The 14,610-nt window shown below is 66.1% G+C and carries 16 protein-coding genes; 4 read left to right on the top strand and 12 right to left on the bottom strand.

Annotated elements, in window-relative coordinates; translation table 11 throughout:
- Position 1 precedes the first annotated feature (1 nt).
- Positions 2-265, bottom strand: coding sequence for a hypothetical protein (locus tag KQ307_RS05695; protein WP_259700858.1), 264 nt, complete (start codon positions 263-265; stop codon positions 2-4).
- Between the two features lie 50 nt (positions 266-315).
- On the opposite strand from KQ307_RS05695, the gene KQ307_RS05690 reads away from it, so the two are divergent.
- Both KQ307_RS05690 and KQ307_RS05685 read left to right on the top strand, forming a co-directional pair.
- Entirely contained in the window at positions 316-666 is a 351-nt protein-coding gene (locus KQ307_RS05690) for a hypothetical protein (protein WP_259727264.1), read from the top strand.
- An 82-nt stretch (positions 667-748) separates the two neighbouring features.
- A complete protein-coding gene (locus KQ307_RS05685; RefSeq protein ID WP_259727263.1) occupies positions 749-1,039 on the top strand; it encodes a 4a-hydroxytetrahydrobiopterin dehydratase in 291 nt (96 codons plus the stop codon).
- Position 1,040: 1 nt separating this feature from the next.
- On the opposite strand, the gene KQ307_RS05680 is transcribed toward KQ307_RS05685, so the two are convergent.
- Complete coding sequence (locus KQ307_RS05680; protein WP_259727262.1) at positions 1,041-2,648, bottom strand: bifunctional aminoglycoside phosphotransferase/ATP-binding protein; 1,608 nt, start codon at positions 2,646-2,648, stop codon at positions 1,041-1,043.
- A complete protein-coding gene (gene clpB, locus KQ307_RS05675; RefSeq protein ID WP_259727261.1) occupies positions 2,645-5,272 on the bottom strand; it encodes an ATP-dependent chaperone ClpB in 2,628 nt (875 codons plus the stop codon). The genes KQ307_RS05680 and clpB overlap by 4 nt, the downstream gene beginning before the upstream one ends.
- Positions 5,273-5,425: 153 nt before the next feature.
- Between clpB and KQ307_RS05670 the strand changes: the two genes are divergently transcribed.
- Entirely contained in the window at positions 5,426-5,896 is a 471-nt protein-coding gene (locus KQ307_RS05670; protein WP_259727260.1) for a hypothetical protein, read from the top strand.
- A 53-nt stretch (positions 5,897-5,949) separates the two neighbouring features.
- On the opposite strand, the gene KQ307_RS05665 is transcribed toward KQ307_RS05670, so the two are convergent.
- Complete coding sequence (locus KQ307_RS05665) at positions 5,950-6,195, bottom strand: hypothetical protein (protein WP_259700864.1); 246 nt, start codon at positions 6,193-6,195, stop codon at positions 5,950-5,952.
- 30 nt (positions 6,196-6,225) lie between these two features.
- Here KQ307_RS05665 and KQ307_RS05660 point away from each other — a divergent pair, with 30 nt between their 5' ends.
- Positions 6,226-6,432, top strand: coding sequence for a hypothetical protein (locus KQ307_RS05660; RefSeq protein WP_259700865.1), 207 nt, complete (start codon positions 6,226-6,228; stop codon positions 6,430-6,432).
- Positions 6,433-6,593: 161 nt separating this feature from the next.
- Here KQ307_RS05660 and KQ307_RS05655 read toward each other — a convergent pair whose 3' ends face one another.
- The 8 genes from KQ307_RS05655 to KQ307_RS05620 form a co-directional block, all read right to left on the bottom strand.
- Positions 6,594-6,935 (bottom strand): c-type cytochrome, encoded by a 342-nt coding sequence (locus tag KQ307_RS05655; RefSeq protein WP_259727259.1) that lies wholly within the window; start codon positions 6,933-6,935, stop codon positions 6,594-6,596.
- A 116-nt stretch (positions 6,936-7,051) separates the two neighbouring features.
- On the bottom strand, positions 7,052-7,396 hold the full coding sequence (gene petE, locus KQ307_RS05650) for a plastocyanin (RefSeq protein WP_259727340.1): 345 nt from the start codon (positions 7,394-7,396) through the stop codon (positions 7,052-7,054).
- Between the two features lie 62 nt (positions 7,397-7,458).
- On the bottom strand, positions 7,459-8,463 hold the full coding sequence (locus KQ307_RS05645) for an NAD(P)-dependent oxidoreductase (protein ID WP_259727258.1): 1,005 nt from the start codon (positions 8,461-8,463) through the stop codon (positions 7,459-7,461).
- The gene (gene hemE / locus KQ307_RS05640) at positions 8,460-9,518 is read right to left on the bottom strand and encodes a uroporphyrinogen decarboxylase (RefSeq protein ID WP_259700868.1); all 1,059 of its coding nucleotides are present in this window, start codon (positions 9,516-9,518) and stop codon (positions 8,460-8,462) included. The genes KQ307_RS05645 and hemE overlap by 4 nt, the downstream gene beginning before the upstream one ends.
- A 44-nt stretch (positions 9,519-9,562) precedes the next feature.
- Positions 9,563-11,875, bottom strand: a complete 2,313-nt coding sequence (glgB, locus tag KQ307_RS05635) for a 1,4-alpha-glucan branching protein GlgB (protein ID WP_259727257.1) — start codon at positions 11,873-11,875, stop codon at positions 9,563-9,565.
- Between the two features lie 60 nt (positions 11,876-11,935).
- Positions 11,936-12,649 (bottom strand): DUF3887 domain-containing protein, encoded by a 714-nt coding sequence (locus tag KQ307_RS05630; protein WP_259727256.1) that lies wholly within the window; start codon positions 12,647-12,649, stop codon positions 11,936-11,938.
- Between the two features lie 23 nt (positions 12,650-12,672).
- On the bottom strand, positions 12,673-14,274 hold the full coding sequence (locus KQ307_RS05625; RefSeq protein ID WP_311133731.1) for a CocE/NonD family hydrolase: 1,602 nt from the start codon (positions 14,272-14,274) through the stop codon (positions 12,673-12,675).
- Positions 14,275-14,586: a hypothetical protein gene (locus tag KQ307_RS05620; RefSeq protein ID WP_259700871.1), complete on the bottom strand. Its 312-nt coding sequence runs from the start codon at positions 14,584-14,586 to the stop codon at positions 14,275-14,277. It abuts the gene before it with no gap.
- Positions 14,587-14,610: the final 24 nt, after the last annotated feature.

The following is a 14,610-nucleotide window of genomic DNA, read 5'->3' as shown; positions in this document are numbered from 1 at the left end:
ATCATTTGCGGCGGCAATAGCCACCGCCGATGTTCATCCAGCCCGACTGGCAGGCTTCACCGTTGGTCGGTGCCACGGTGTAGCTGACGACGCCGAGGGTGCTGCACTTGCCGTTGAAGGTGTCCACATAGCCCAGGGGGCAGAGGGCCTGAAGTTTGGGGATCACCTCCTGGGCCTGGGCCCCGGGGCCTGTGGCCAGAATGGCTCCAGACCCGAGCAGGCTGATGAGAATGGAGAACCAATGACGACAGGCGCGACGCTCCATGGCTGGGCAAGTGACCGGATCGATCCCCCAAGCCTATGGGGCCCCGGTCGGTGCTGAGTCAGCAGCCCAGCGGCGCTCCCCTCGACGGCCCGGCAGCCACTGATTGGGCCCTTCTCTCGGCTCAGATCGCCGCCCTGCAAGCGGAACTCAGGGCGCTGAACGCCCGGCTCAGCGATCTGGCCCCCACTCTCGATCGGTTGGCCGGCCTGGTGGATTCATCGCCCTCCCAGCAGCCTGCCGCCCCCCTCCTTTCCGCCTCGACCCTGCTGGCCCGCCGCAATGGTGAGCGGCTCAATGCCGAGGTGCTGCGCCGCAGCGCCCAGGGAGTCGACCCCGACAACGACACGGAGCTGGATCTGATGATCGATCGCCTCCACGACCTCTCCGAGCCCAGTGACTGAATGGACCTGCCGACCTGCTCCCGCTCAGCACGGATCAGGGCAGGCCTCTGCCAGGCTGGAATCCCGACTGGCTCAAGTCGCCATGGTTGCCAAATCGCTTTCCGCCGAAGAGATCGCCGCACTCGAGATCGAGCTGCCTGACTGGAGTGTGGTGAACGGCAAGCTGCATCGCGGCTTGCTGTTCACCTCCTTTGTGGAAGCTTTCGGTTTCCTCACCCAGGTGGCCTTGATCGCCGAATCGATGGGTCACCATCCGGAGCTCGGCAACATCTACAACCGGGTGGTGATCGACCTCACCACCCATGACACCGGGGGCCTCTCCAGCCTCGACCTGGAGCTCGCCAGGCGGATCGACGGGCTGCTGAACGACTGACTCAGCGCCCAGCTGGCTCGATCAATCGAGACCAGATCTCGATCAACAGAGCAGCGACCCGCGGTCCTTCAGCCTCTGTCTGGCCAGGGAGGTCGGCTGGCACCGTCAGGGTGCGCTCAGCTTCCTGCGGCAGCAAGGGATCGGTGGCCAGCCGCTGGGCCGCCTGAATCACCGCATCGGCGTCGCTGGGGTCGTCGTTGCGGCGGCAGCGCTGCTCCAGGCGCGCCTCGATCACGGCCTGGGGAGTGTGCAGATCGAGGATCAACCAGGGAACCGCCAGCTCGCCCGCCAGCGCCACGGCCCGGGCTCGGCTGGAGCGAGCCAGATGGGTGGCATCGAGCAGCACGGTGCGCCCCTGGCGGAGGCTGGCGGCGGCGGCGGCGAGCAGGGCCGCTTCAGTGCGTTGATGGGCTGCTGCGCCATAGAGCTGATCCCGCTCGGCGCCGACAGTCCGCGCCAGGGGCGCCAGCCCGTGCAACTGCTTGCGAATCCTGTCGCTCTGGAGATGATCCGCCAGCAACCAGGGGGCCAGCTCTCTGGCCAGCTGGCTCTTGCCGCTGCCGGAACTCCCCCGCAGCAGCAGCAGAGCCGGCGGGGTCTGGCCGCTGCCGGCATAGGCCAGGGCGAGGCTGAGCTGGGCCTGGGCCATCCGGGCGGCCTGCTGCCGCTGGGCGGCCGGGATTTCCGGCTCCAGGCAGGTGGCGGCCGCCACCTTGGCCCGCACATGGGCGCGATAGGCGCAGAACAGGGCAAACACGGCCGGCTCGATTGCCCGGCCATAGCCTTCGAGCAGGGGTTCGATCAGCTCGCTGTGGCCCGCCGCCTGGAGCTCCATGGCCAGGAAGGCCAGATCGGAGCCGGCATCGATCCGGCGCAGGCTCGCATTGAATTCCACCCCATCCACCACGGCGATCGGCTCCAGCAGCAGCACATGCTCAAGCCGGAGATCGCCGTGGCCATCCACGGCCCAGCCGGCTCCCAGCCGCTGCCGCAGCAGGTGCCTCTGCCCCCGCAGGGCCAGGGCCAGCAGGTGGTCGAGCTGGCGGTGCACAGAGGCGGGCACCAGTGCCGGCACACAGGAGCGGGTGGAGCGCAGATTGCTGTGCAGCACCCGGCTGAAGTCTTTGAGCAGGCTGGTGGACCTGGCGGCCGTGAGGAGATGCTGGCGGTGAAAGGCGGCGATGCGGCTACCCACGGCCCGCAGCGTTTCCGGACCGACCTGTCCTGCCGCCAGCCGGGCCTGGAGGGTGTCGGCGGCGGCGAAGCGACGCATCACCACCACGGGTTCAGGTCCCCGGGGTCCGATCAGCTGGCTCACACCGAGGTAGAGATCCGGCGCCAGGCGGCGGTTGAGCCGCACTTCCTCCTCACACCAGTGCAGGCGGAGCTCTGGGCTGCTGTAATCGAGCAGATCCCAGAGCCGCAGAGGCTTCTTGAGCTTGTAGGCCCGCTGCGGGGTCAGGAACACAACGCTGATGTGGGTCTGAATCACCTCCACCCGCCGCTGCTCTGGGGCCACCCCCTCCCAGTCAGCGACTGGATAGGCCGAAGGCAGTGAGAGGGCCGCGATCAGGGCGTCGAGGCTGGCGTCAGCAGCTCCTTCGCTCACACGCTCACCAACGGCTGGTGGCGATGGGGCCGCAGGGCCAGCCGCGGGCTGCCACCCTCCTGTTCAACGTCCACGGCAATCGTGCTTCCCTCGGGGAACGTGCCGGTCAGGATCGCCTTGGCGATCGGTGTTTCCAGCTCGCGCTGGATCGCCCGTTTGAGGGGCCTGGCCCCGTACACCGGGTCGTAGCCGACCGTGGCGATCCAGTCGAGTGCCGCAGTGCTCAAGGTGAGATCGAGCTTGCGTTCCTCCAGCCGCCGCCGCAGCCGCTCCACCTGAAGCACCACGATCTGCCGCAGTTCCTCGGCCCGCAGGCTGTGGAAGATGATCGTTTCATCAAGCCGGTTGAGAAATTCGGGGCGGAAGTGCGCCCGCAGGGCGTCGTTCACGCGTTTCTCCATCTCGCCGTGGCGGGCGGGATCGCCGGCCAGATCGAGGATCGAGGCACTGCCGATGTTGCTGGTGAGGATCAGCACGGTGTTGGTGAAATCCACCGTGCGGCCCTGGCCATCGGTGACGCGGCCGTCATCGAGCACCTGCAGCAGCACATTGAACACATCCGGGTGGGCTTTCTCCACCTCGTCGAACAGGATCACGGCGTAGGGGCGCCGCCGCACCGCCTCGGTGAGCTGGCCGCCTTCCTCGTAGCCCACGTAGCCCGGAGGGGCGCCGATCAGGCGACTGACGGCGTGCTTCTCCATGTATTCGCTCATGTCGATGCGCACCATGGCGTCGTCGCTGTCGAACAGCTGGGCGGCCAGGGCCTTGCACAGCTCGGTTTTGCCCACGCCGGTGGGGCCGAGGAACAGGAAGCTGGCGATCGGCCGGTTGGGATCGCTGAGCCCGGCGCGGGAGCGCTGGATCGCATCGGCCACGGCGGTGACGGCCTGTTCCTGGCCGATCACGCGGGCGTGCAGATCCGCTTCGAGATGCAGCAGTTTCTCCATCTCGCTCTGCACCAGCCGCGCCACCGGGATGCCGGTCCACTTGGCGATCACTTCGGCGATGTCCTCCTCGGTGACCTCTTCGCGCAGCAGGGTCTTGTCGGCACCGGCGGCATTGAGCTCGCTTTCCTTGGCCGCCAGCTTCTTGTTGAGTTCGGCCAGGGTGCCGTATTCGAGCTGGGCTGCCTTGTTGAGGTCGTAGCTGCGCTTGGCCTGCTCCACCTGCAGTTGCACCTGCTCGATCTCCTCCTTGATGGCGCTGAGTTCATCGATCGAACCCTTCTCCTTCTGCCACTGGGCGTTGAGGCCGCTCTGCTGCTCGCCCAGCTCGGCCAGCTCCCGCTCGATCCGCTCCAGGCGTTCCTTGCTGGCGGCATCGGATTCACGCCCGAGCGACAGCTTCTCCATCTCCAGCTGGAGGATCTTGCGATCGATCTCGTCGATCTGCTCCGGCTTGGAGGTGATCACCATCTTCAGCCGGGCGGCCGATTCATCCATCAGGTCGATCGCCTTATCGGGCAGGAACCGATCGGCGATGTAGCGGCTGCTGAGCACGGCGGCGGCGACCAGAGCGCTGTCGGCGATGCGCACGCCGTGGTGCACCTCGTAGCGCTCCTTGAGGCCGCGCAGGATCGAGATCGTGTCTTCCACGGTGGGCTGATCCACGAACACCTGCTGGAAGCGGCGCTCCAGGGCGGGATCCTTCTCGATGTGCTGGCGGTGTTCATCGAGGGTGGTGGCGCCGATGCAGCGCAGTTCGCCGCGGGCCAGCATCGGCTTGAGCAGGTTGCTCGCATCCATCGAGCCACCGGCGGCGCCGGCCCCCACCACCGTGTGGATCTCATCGATGAACAGCACGATCTGGCCCTCTGAGGACGTGACCTCCTTGAGCACCGCCTTCAGCCGCTCCTCGAATTCGCCGCGGTACTTGGCACCGGCGATCAGGGCGCCCATGTCCAGGGAGATCAGCTGACGGTTCTGCAGCGCCTGCGGCACATCGCCGTTGACGATCCGCTGGGCCAGGCCCTCCACGATGGCCGTCTTGCCCACACCCGGCTCCCCGATCAGCACCGGGTTGTTCTTGGTGCGGCGCGAGAGGATCTGGATCGTGCGGCGGATTTCCTCGTCGCGGCCGATCACCGGGTCGAGCTTGCCCTCACGGGCGGCCGCCGTCAGGTCGCGGCCGTACTTCTCCAGGGATTCGTAGGTGCCTTCGGGGTTCTGGTCGGTCACTTTCTGGCTGCCGCGTACCGACTCGATCGCTGCCAGCAGCTTGGTCTTGTCGGTGCCGGCCTGGGTGAGCAGCTGGCGGCCGCAGCGTGGATCGACAGCCAGGGCCAGCAGCAGGTGTTCGATCGAGAGAAAGCTGTCGCCGAATTCCTGCTTGAGGGCTTCGGCCTGGTCGAGCAGGGTGCCCAGGCCCTTGCCGAGGAAGACCGTTTCAGCCGCTGAACTGAGGCTCGGCTGGGCGGCCAGGAAAGCCTCCACCTTCTGGCTGAGCAGGTCGGGGTTCACCCCCGCCTTCTCGAGGATTCGACCGGCCAGGCCCTGTTCGGCCAGCAGGGCGGCGAACAGGTGCTCGGTTTCGAGTTGCTGATGGCGCCTCTTCTGGGCGAGTTGCTGGGCCGTCACCACGGCAGCCCAGGCTTTTTCAGTGAACTGCTCGGCGGTGGGATGCATGGCGGGATGACGGCAATGGGGGAGGTTTCAAAACCGTATGCGAGCTCCCTGGTTTCCACAGGATGGGCCTGCCGAAACAAATGGCGAACCAACCGAACCGACCGCCGGGCCCTCTCATAGGTTCCCCTGGCGACCCCAGACACAGACCCGATGATGCGCCTCCATCCCATTTCCACCCTGCTCGCCCTTCCCCTGCTGGCGCTGACTGGCATTCCGGCGCAGGCAGCTTCGAATTGTGGGCTGCTCGATGCCGTGGGCGGCGGCACCAGCATCAGCAAAACGATCCAGCTGGATGGCCCGCTGGTGTTCCCGTTCGGGAGAACCAATTTCAACACTGATTTCATCGTCAGCCGTCCGTACAGGAGCTATCTGGTCAACTTCAGGTCCACCTCCAGCAAGCCCGGTCCCTACCCGATTCAGGCCTATCTCAAGTTCAGCGACGGCACGAATCTGCAGGTGGTGAATCAGACCCTGGATGCCAAATCGGGCCAATTCAGGCAGTTCGGTCCCTTCGCCTCCCTCGGCGGCAAACTGGTCAGCCAGGTGAACGTCAAGGTGGGCTCGGGATACAACGCCAACGCCACCGGCTTCAGCTATGTGGTTTCGGTCTACGGCTGCCGTTGATGCTGTGCCGGGCCCTTTGATTGTGTTGCTGCCTTCTGAGGCGCTGCCAGCGCTCAGAGTTCAATGCCTCGGGTGGGCCTGGGGCAGAGCCTGAGGGGGCAGCCGTCGGGCGCGTAGATGGCATCGGCTGGGGAGAGGCAGCCGGCGGCGTTCTTGGCCGGCACCTGAGCCGGTGGAAGGCGCTTCGGCTGCAGGAACGCCTCCTCGCGGGGCACCAGCAGGGGACAGCTCTTCTGGGCCTGGGCGCCGGCCGATCCGATCAGCATCGAGGCGCCCAGCACCAGCACACGCGCGATCATGATGGGGTCTTGTTCAGGCTTCACTGAAGCATGGCCGACGAGCAGGATCAGGAGCTGGTGGAACGGCTGGCGGAGCAATCACGCCGCTTCGATGGCACCGGCAACGATCCGGAGCGCAACTGCTGGATGGCGGTTCATCAGCACACCCATGGGGTGTTGCCGAGTGAATACGACATCCGCGAAGTCCCGGAAGACCTCTATCTTGCCGTGCTCGCCCATCGCCGCTCCCAGGACTGAGGGGCGGATCGGCGCGGAATTTCCAGCAAAAAACCCTGTCGATCAGGACAGGGTTGGGAAGCAGCAGCCTTTGCAAGGACAGAGCTTGGTGCCCTTGCCGGGAGCTGATTGAACCGGTGAATCAGTGCTGGACCGGGCCTGGCTGCCGGGAGGGCTGCCGTTCAGCTCCAGCCTTTGCCGGCCATTTCCTCGACGTAGGCGGCCACGTCGGAGATGTCAGCTTCGGTGAGTTTGCCAAGGAACGCAGGCATGGCGTTCTTGCCCTTCGTGACCTGCATGGCGATGGCCGCTTCGTGGTCGGTGCTGTAATCGGCGAGATAGGCCTCCAGGGCGTCTTGCTTCAAGGTGCGCTCGGCGTTGACCACGTTGCCGCCACCCATGTGGCAGGCGGCGCAGTTGGCCGAGAAGACCTGGCCACCGTGGGCCGCATCGGCGGCGAAGCTGGGTGCTGCCCCCAGCAGAAGAGCGAGGCAGAGGGCGAAGAAGCTGATCAGGCGGCGCATCGAAAAAACGGGCAACCCGACAAAGCTAGAAGCCTCCCCTGCCAGCGGGAAGGACGAATGGCCAGGATCGAAACAATCTCGTAACCCTCGCTGGCCAGGGGGGCTGATCAACAGCTTCACTGCACAATCACCCTGCCCACCATTCCCGCCCCGCGGTGCGGCTCACACCAGTAGGTGAAGGTGCCGGGCTCCGCGAAGGTTTCCTCCCAGCTTTCGCCCTCGGCGAAAACCAGGGCGGTGTGGCTCAGTTCCTCGTGGCCATCGAAGACGGCGTTGTGGGGAGCCAGGCGGTTGTTCACGAAGCGGACGGTGTCGCCCCGGGCGATCGTGAGGCTGCTGGGTTCAAAGGCGAGCATGCCGCCATCGGTGCCGAGCTTCACTTCCAGAATGGCGGCTTGCGCCGGAAAGGCCGTGATCAGCACGAGCCAGAGCAGCAGCCCGCAGCGGAGCAGGCAGGCCATCGGTCGGAAGCGGTGCATGGTGTCAGAGAACGCTGACGCCAACCATAGGAATCGCTCCCGCTTCAGCGTTGCCCATCCCGCTGGGGCAACCCCGCGGTTTCAAAGGCCAGCTCGAGCGTGGGGGCGAGGCTCACCAGGCCGAACCGCTCCGGCGGACTGATCGGCTCATGCACGAAGTGGCGTTGCTGGATGCTGAAGCGATCCCAGTCATTGAGCTCGATCGGCAGCACCTTGATCAGGGCATTGATCAACCAGCCACTGAGGGGGATCGCAAACCAGGGCCTTCGGATCCGCCGCCAGCGGCACAGCCGCGTCACGGTGTCGTCGACGGTGACCGCTGGCTGGCCGAGCACCAGGCGACGCACCGGTCCCTGGCCGGGTTCCGGGTTGGCCCGGTGCGGTTGGAGCGCCAGGTTCACACACACCCGGGCGATGTCCTCGGCATGGATGAAATGGAAGCTGGCCTCAGCCTTCAACCAGCGGGCCAGCCACAGCCAGCGCACCACCTCCTTGAGCCCGGCGGTGAGATAGCTGGCGGGCAACGCTCCACCCGGCTGCACCGTTCCGCCGAACACCAGGGTGGGAAAGACGGCCACGATCCGCTCGGCCATGGGGTGGACCTCCAGTTGCTGCAGGCAGAGAGCCTTCGTCTGGATGTACTCGGTGCCGTAGGCCGCCGCTTCGGGCAGCAGCTGCAGATGGCGATCGAGAATGCTGGCCGTGGAGAAGTAGATCACCTGCTCCAGCCGCTGCGGATCGGTGCGGGCGAGCAGCTCCTTGACCGCCACCACGTTCACCTGGTGGGCCCGCTCCGGATCACCCCAGGCGGTGGCGGTGTGAATGATCCGATCGGCCGAGGCGATCGCGGCGGCGTGGGGTTGCTGGTCGCGCAGATCACCCACCAACAGGGTGATCCGGGGATCGTGGCTGGGCACTGCGGTGAGCTTGGCCGGATCGCGCAGCCAGAGCAGCAGCTCCACGTCGGAGCCGTGATACAGCTGCTGGGCGATCGCCTGGCCGACACAGCCACTGGCCCCGGTGATCAGGACCCTGGTCGGTGCCGTCAAACAGCCGCTCCGATCAGCTCGTTCACCGACTTGCCCGCTTCGAAGAACGCCTGGGCGTTGCACTCAGGCGTGCCGGGCAGGATGCCGTGGCCGAGGTTGAGGATATGGCGGCGGCCGCGGGCCTTGCGCACGGTGTCCACCACGCGGGCCCGGATCGCCTCGGGCGTGCCGAACAGCAGCCCTGGATCCACATTGCCCTGCACCCCAAGGTGCTCTGGCAACCTGGCGATGCCGTCGGCCATGTCCACGGTCCAGTCGAGCGAGATGAAATCGACACCGGTTCTTGCCATCCGCTCCAGCACCCCGGCGCTGCCGGAGATGTAGAGGATCAGCGGCGTGTCGGGGTGGGTGGCCTTGACCTGATCCACCACCCGTTTCTGGTAAGGGGCCGCGAAGACGTCGTAGTCGATCGGGCTGAGCTGGCCGGCCCAGGAGTCGAACAGCTGCACCACCTGGGCGCCGCTGTCGATCTGGAAGCGCACGTAGGTGGCGATCGAATCGGCCAGGTGACCGAGCAGCTGATGCAGCAGGGCGGGCTCCTGGAAGGCCATCGCCTTGATCACGGCGTAGTTCTTGCTGCTCCTGCCTTCCACCGCGTAGGCGGCGAGGGTCCAGGGGGCGCCGACGAAACCAAGCACCGCCGCCTGGTTGCCGACGCTCTGCCTGAGGCGGCTGAGCACCTCCCCCACGAAGGGCAGGGCTTCAGCCGGATTCAGTTGCCGCAAGGCATCCACCTGGGCCTGGCTGCGGATCGGGGGATCGATGATTGGTCCCTTGCTCTCGATGATGTCGAAGTCGATGCCGATCCCGGGCAGCGGCGTGAGGATGTCGGAGAACAGGATCACGCCATCGGGCTGGAAGGCCCGGAAGGGCTGCATCGAGATCTCGTAGGAGAGGTCGGCGTTTTCGGATCGCTCCCTGAAGCCCGGATGGCGATCGCGCAGGTCGCGGTACACCTTCATGTAGCGACCGGCCTGGCGCATCATCCAGACAGGCGGACGCTCCACCTGCTCGCCACGGGCGGCGCGCAACAGCAGGGGGAGGGAATCGGCCATGGGAGGAAACGGTGCCGGAGGCAGAGGCGAAGCCAGGGGCGAACCTACCCGACCAGAAGACCGCTGCTGGGCGCTTCTTCACACGGCTCCTGGCTGCGCTCCCCATCCCGCTGAAGCACCAGGACGCTGAGCGGTGGCAGGCAGAGGTCAAGGGAATGGCAGTAATCGTGCATCGGTGATTCCTCGCTGAACTTGCCACCCAGATTGCCGAGGTTGCTGCCGCCATAGCGGCTGCTGTCGGTGTTGAAGACCTCGGCATAAAACCCATCCAGCGGAACGCCGATGCGGTAGTTGGAATGGCTCTGGGGAGTGAAGTTGGCCACCACTACCAGCCAGCGGCCGCTGCTCTCCTCGCGCCGCATGAAGCTGATCACCGAATTGCGGTTGTCGCTGCAATCAATCCACTGGAAGCCGTATTGAACGAAGTCGTCACGCCAGAGGGCAGGCTCATTGCGATAGAAGATGTTGAGGTCGTCAACGAGGTTCAGCAAGCCCTGGTGAGGTTCGTGCTGGAGCAGATTCCACTCCAGATCACCCCAGACGTTCCATTCAGACCGCTGACCGAACTCCATGCCCATGAAGATGGTTTTCTTGCCGGGGTGGGTCCACATGAAGGCGAGCAGGGCACGCACGTTGCCGAACTTCTGCCAGTCATCACCTGGCATCTTGTTGAGCAGGTTGCTTTTGCCATGCACGACTTCGTCGTGACTGAGGGCAAGCATGAAGTTCTCGGTGTAGTGATACCAGATCGAGAAACTGATGTTGTTCTGGTGGAACTGGCGCAGCCACGGATCGAGCTCGAAGTAATCGAGCATGTCGTGCATCCAGCCCATGTTCCACTTGAGGTTGAAGCCAAGCCCGCCGAGATGGGTGGGTTTTGTCACCATCGGCCAGGTGGTGGATTCTTCGGCAATCGAGAGAGCACCTGGGAAGTGCTGGAAGAGCACCGTGTTGGCCTGCTGGAGGAAGCGCACCGCCTCGAGGTTCTCGCGGCCGCCATGCTCGTTGGCCAGCCATTCGCCATCGGGCCGGAGATAGTCGCGATAGAGCATCGAGGCCACCGCATCCACCCGGATGCCATCGATGTGAAACTCCTCGAACCAGTAGATCAGGTTCGCCACCAGGAAGTTGCGAACCTCATTGCGGCTGTAGTTGAAGATCAGGGTGCCCCATTCCTTGTGCTCACCGATGCGTGGGTCGGCGTTCTCGTAGAGGTGGGCGCCATCGAAGAAGGCCAGGCCGTGGCTGTCCTTGGGAAAGTGGCCGGGGACCCAGTCGAGCAGCAGACCGATCCCCTCGGCGTGGCAGCGATCAACGAAGGCCCGGAATTCATCGGGGCTGCCGAACCGGCTGGTGGGGGCATAGAAGCCTGTGACCTGATATCCCCAGGATCCATCGAAGGGATGCTCGGCGATCGGCATCAGCTCGATGTGGGTGAAGCCCCGCTGCTTCACGTAGGGAATCAGGCGATCGGCGAGCTCGGGATAGGTGAGCAGCCGGGCACCGGGCTTCAGATCAGCGGCCGCCACCGGGGCACGAGGCGTGCCGTCGGCTTCGCGGTAGGGCTCATCGCTGGACCCGTGCATCCAGCTGCCGAGGTGCAGTTCATAGACGGCGATCGGCTGATCAAGGGGATCTCTGGCCTCACGCTGCTCCAGCCAGGCCTGGTCGCTCCAGCGGTACGTACCTAGGGCGGCCACCACCGAACCGGTCTGGGGACGGAGTTCATGCTGGAAGCCGTAGGGGTCGGCTTTCTGATAGCAATGGCCCTGCGGACTGCGCACCTCGTATTTGTAGATGGTGCCGACGGCCAGGCCGGGAATGAACAGCTCCCAGATGCCGCCGAGCCGTTGCTGCATCGGATGGTGGCGTCCATCCCAGTTGTTGAAGCCACCGAGCATGGCCACGCTGCGGGCATTCGGGGCCCAGAGAGCGAACTGCACGCCCTCGATCCCCTCCCGGCAGCAGGGGTGGGCGCCGAGCCGATGCCAGATGTGGTGATGGTTCCCTTCGGCGAACAGATGCCGGTCCAGCTCCCCCATCCACTCCTGACGGAAGGCCCAGGGATCGTGCTGGATGTGCTCGATGCCAGCCCGGCTCACCTTCAGGCGATAGGTGCAGCCTGGATCGGCTGGGAGACGGGTTTCAAACAACCAGCGGTGCTGGGAGCTGGCCATGGACAGTTCCTGGCCATCCAGCAACAGGCTGACCCGATCCGCCTCCGGCATCCAGGCCCTTACAACCCAGCCATCCGCTTCGGGCTGGGGACCGAGCACCGCGAAGGGGTGGTCGTGGGAGCACTGTTCAAGCCGCTCGCCGTCCTGGCTGATCCCGTCGAGGCTGGCGGCGGGAAGCATGGAGGGCTCGCATTGGGAGGGTGAACCTTAGATCGCCGTGGTTGGTGGAACTGCCGTTGATCAGGGTGTGCTGGCTCCGTCCTGTCGCTTCAGTTGTTCAGGGAAGTCGATCCCGATGATGTGATTGCCGGAATCGAGAATCACGAAAAGGTTGTCAGTGAGACGGTTGAACTGGGTGGTGACCAGCACCAGCTGCTGATCGCCGCCCTGGCTGGCCACCACTGTGCCCCTCACGCGCTGGAAAGTGCCGGTGAGCTTTTCGAGATCCTTCCAGCGGTTGAGCATGTCCTGCGGGCTGATCTGCTCCTGCAGCTGGAGAGAAAGCAGGCTCCGCGCCTCCACCACCTTCCCCTGGCTGAGCGCCTTGATGAAGTTGTTGGCCACCTGACGGACCGGCGTGTCATTGAGATCCCGTTCCCAGCCCAGCAGCCGTCCTCGGTCGTCGATCACCAGCACCAGAGGATGGGTTCCGGTGGCTGTGAGCAGCTCCACCTCCACCGTGCTGTCGTCGGCGCCCACCAGCACCTCCTTGATCCTGCTGCTCAGGATCGGCTCCTGCTGCTGCATCCGCTCCCGAACCCGCTCCGGTGTGGTGGAGCGCTGCAGATCCGGAGCCAGCAGGTTGTAGATGGCCTGGTTGTTCCTGCGTTGCAACCCCTCGATGATCGTGGCGGCGGCGCTGCGGGCCTGCTCCGGATTCAGGGCGGAGCTGGCCAGGGCGGGCGGCAGCCAGGCGCTGCAGGCAAAAACCACGGCCAGCAGAGGGACAGGCAACTTCACAGAGAAAAATTCGAGAATCAGCCCAGTCTGGCCGAAGACCCAGGTACCAGCCCAAGCGAGGCTCCAGGCAGCAACAATTGCAGGCTGATCACCCGGTGCTCAGGCCCGGCCGGGCCCAGGGGGATCGCGCCGGTTCCCGGGTTCACGGCGATCTGGGGCCAGGCAGCGGCAGCCACGGAAAGACGCAGCTGTTCACCGGTGCGCAGGCTGGCCAGCAGGGGCTGGAACAGGATCCGCCGCCGCTGCCCCCGCAGGCAATCCGGGCCGAGGAAGCGCCCCACCGCCGTACTGATCTGCAGCACCTGCTCCCCCTGGCCTCGCACGATCGAGAGGGCCGCACAGAGATCGAAGCCGGGCTGATCGGCGGTCACCTCCAGCTCCAGCTGCAGTTGCCCCTGCAGACGGAGCGCCCGGGGGAGCGGGGCGGTCGTGAAGCAGGCCACATCGCTGCGGCGATCCAGGTCGCCCCGCTCCACCGGGCCGGCATCCAGCCCGAGGTGTCCGCCCCGGCCCGGTGCCGGCCGCCAGGGATCGTGCACCAGCCAGACCTCACCGCCGCCAGCGTCGTCGTCCTCCGGACCCAGCAGCCGGCCTTCCCGGTGATCGATCGCGGCGAGACCATCACTGGCCAGCCGCCAGGGGACCGATGGGATCCCGGCGACGGCGGCATCCGACCAGAGGCCGCTGCCCAGATCGGCGAGGCGCTGCCGGGCCGGGGGAAGTGCTGCGGGCCGATCGCGGAGGTGCTGATCGAAGAAGAGCAGCTGCAGCCGGTCGAGACCGCCATCCCAGTCGAGGTGGCTCCAGGCACCGATCCGCAGCAGGGGGTCGCCATCGGCCTGCAGGCTGCGGTGGTGAAGATCGAGCACGCCGCCGAGCTGGGCGTCCCACCAGCCGCCCACCAGCAGCATCGGCCGGCGCAGCAGGGCCACCGAGGGCTGGTGAATGCACCAGCCCTCGGCGCTGCCAGGATCCAGACCCAACCAGCCCAGGCCCATCCCGGCGGGGTCATGGCGCCGCAGCAGCTCCAGTCCGTCGGCCAGGAAATGGCCCGACTGAAGGCTGCGGCGGATCGTGGTCCAGGCCAGCTCATCCCCCTGGCGCCGCACGGTTTCGGCGGCGAGCTGCAGGGCCCAGGCCAGGCCGAGCGCCCAGCGGTGGGCACCGCCATCGCTGGCCCAGTGCAGCCGTTCATCCAGGCCGGTCATCGCCGGCACCAGGCAGTCCGGGGTCAGGTCCGGGTTGTCGCTGAGCAACTGGGTGAGGCCCTGGTACGAAAAGCCGTAGGTGCCGAGACGGCCGTTGCTCCAGGACTGAGAACGGGCCCAGGCCAGGGCCGTGGCTCCATCACGGGCCTCCTGGGCGAAGCCGCCGAAATCGCCGCCGGAGTCACCCCGGCCCCGCACGTCCTGCACTGCCACCACATAGCCCTCTCTGGCATACCAGTGGGGATGGGCACTGGTGACGGTGGAGGCGATCCTGCGGCCGTAGGGCTGCCTGAGCAACAGCACCGGCCAGCGACCGGCGCCACCTGGCTTCCAGATCCGGGTGGCCAGCCGCACCCCATCGGGGCAGGGCATCCAGGTGTCCAGCACCTCCACCGAGAGCGGCGGGACCACTCAGCGAACGTCGGGGCAGTGCAGGCCCACCACGTAGGTGGTGACGATCTCGGCGTCAGCCAGGCTGATGTTCTGGCGCTGGGCCACCATCGCGATCGCCTGGGGCGAGGTGGAGCGGATGCCCTGGCCGTTGAGCTGGCGCAGCTCGTTGCAGAGGCTCTTGGCCACCTGCGGATTCTGCTTGACCGATTCGAGCAGGGGGGAGGCGGCGAGTGCCGTGCCGTGGCCGCCGGCCAGGGTGATCACCGCTGCCACGGCGAGGCCCCGCCGCAACGGCTTGAGGCTCAGGAACGGAGCACGATCAGGATTCACGGAACAACCAGCCCCAAAGGGGGT

The organism is Synechococcus sp. CS-1326 (assembly GCF_025128115.1).
Classification (GTDB): Bacteria; Cyanobacteriota; Cyanobacteriia; order PCC-6307; family Cyanobiaceae; genus Regnicoccus.
This window is presented reverse-complemented; position numbering and strand designations above follow the sequence as displayed.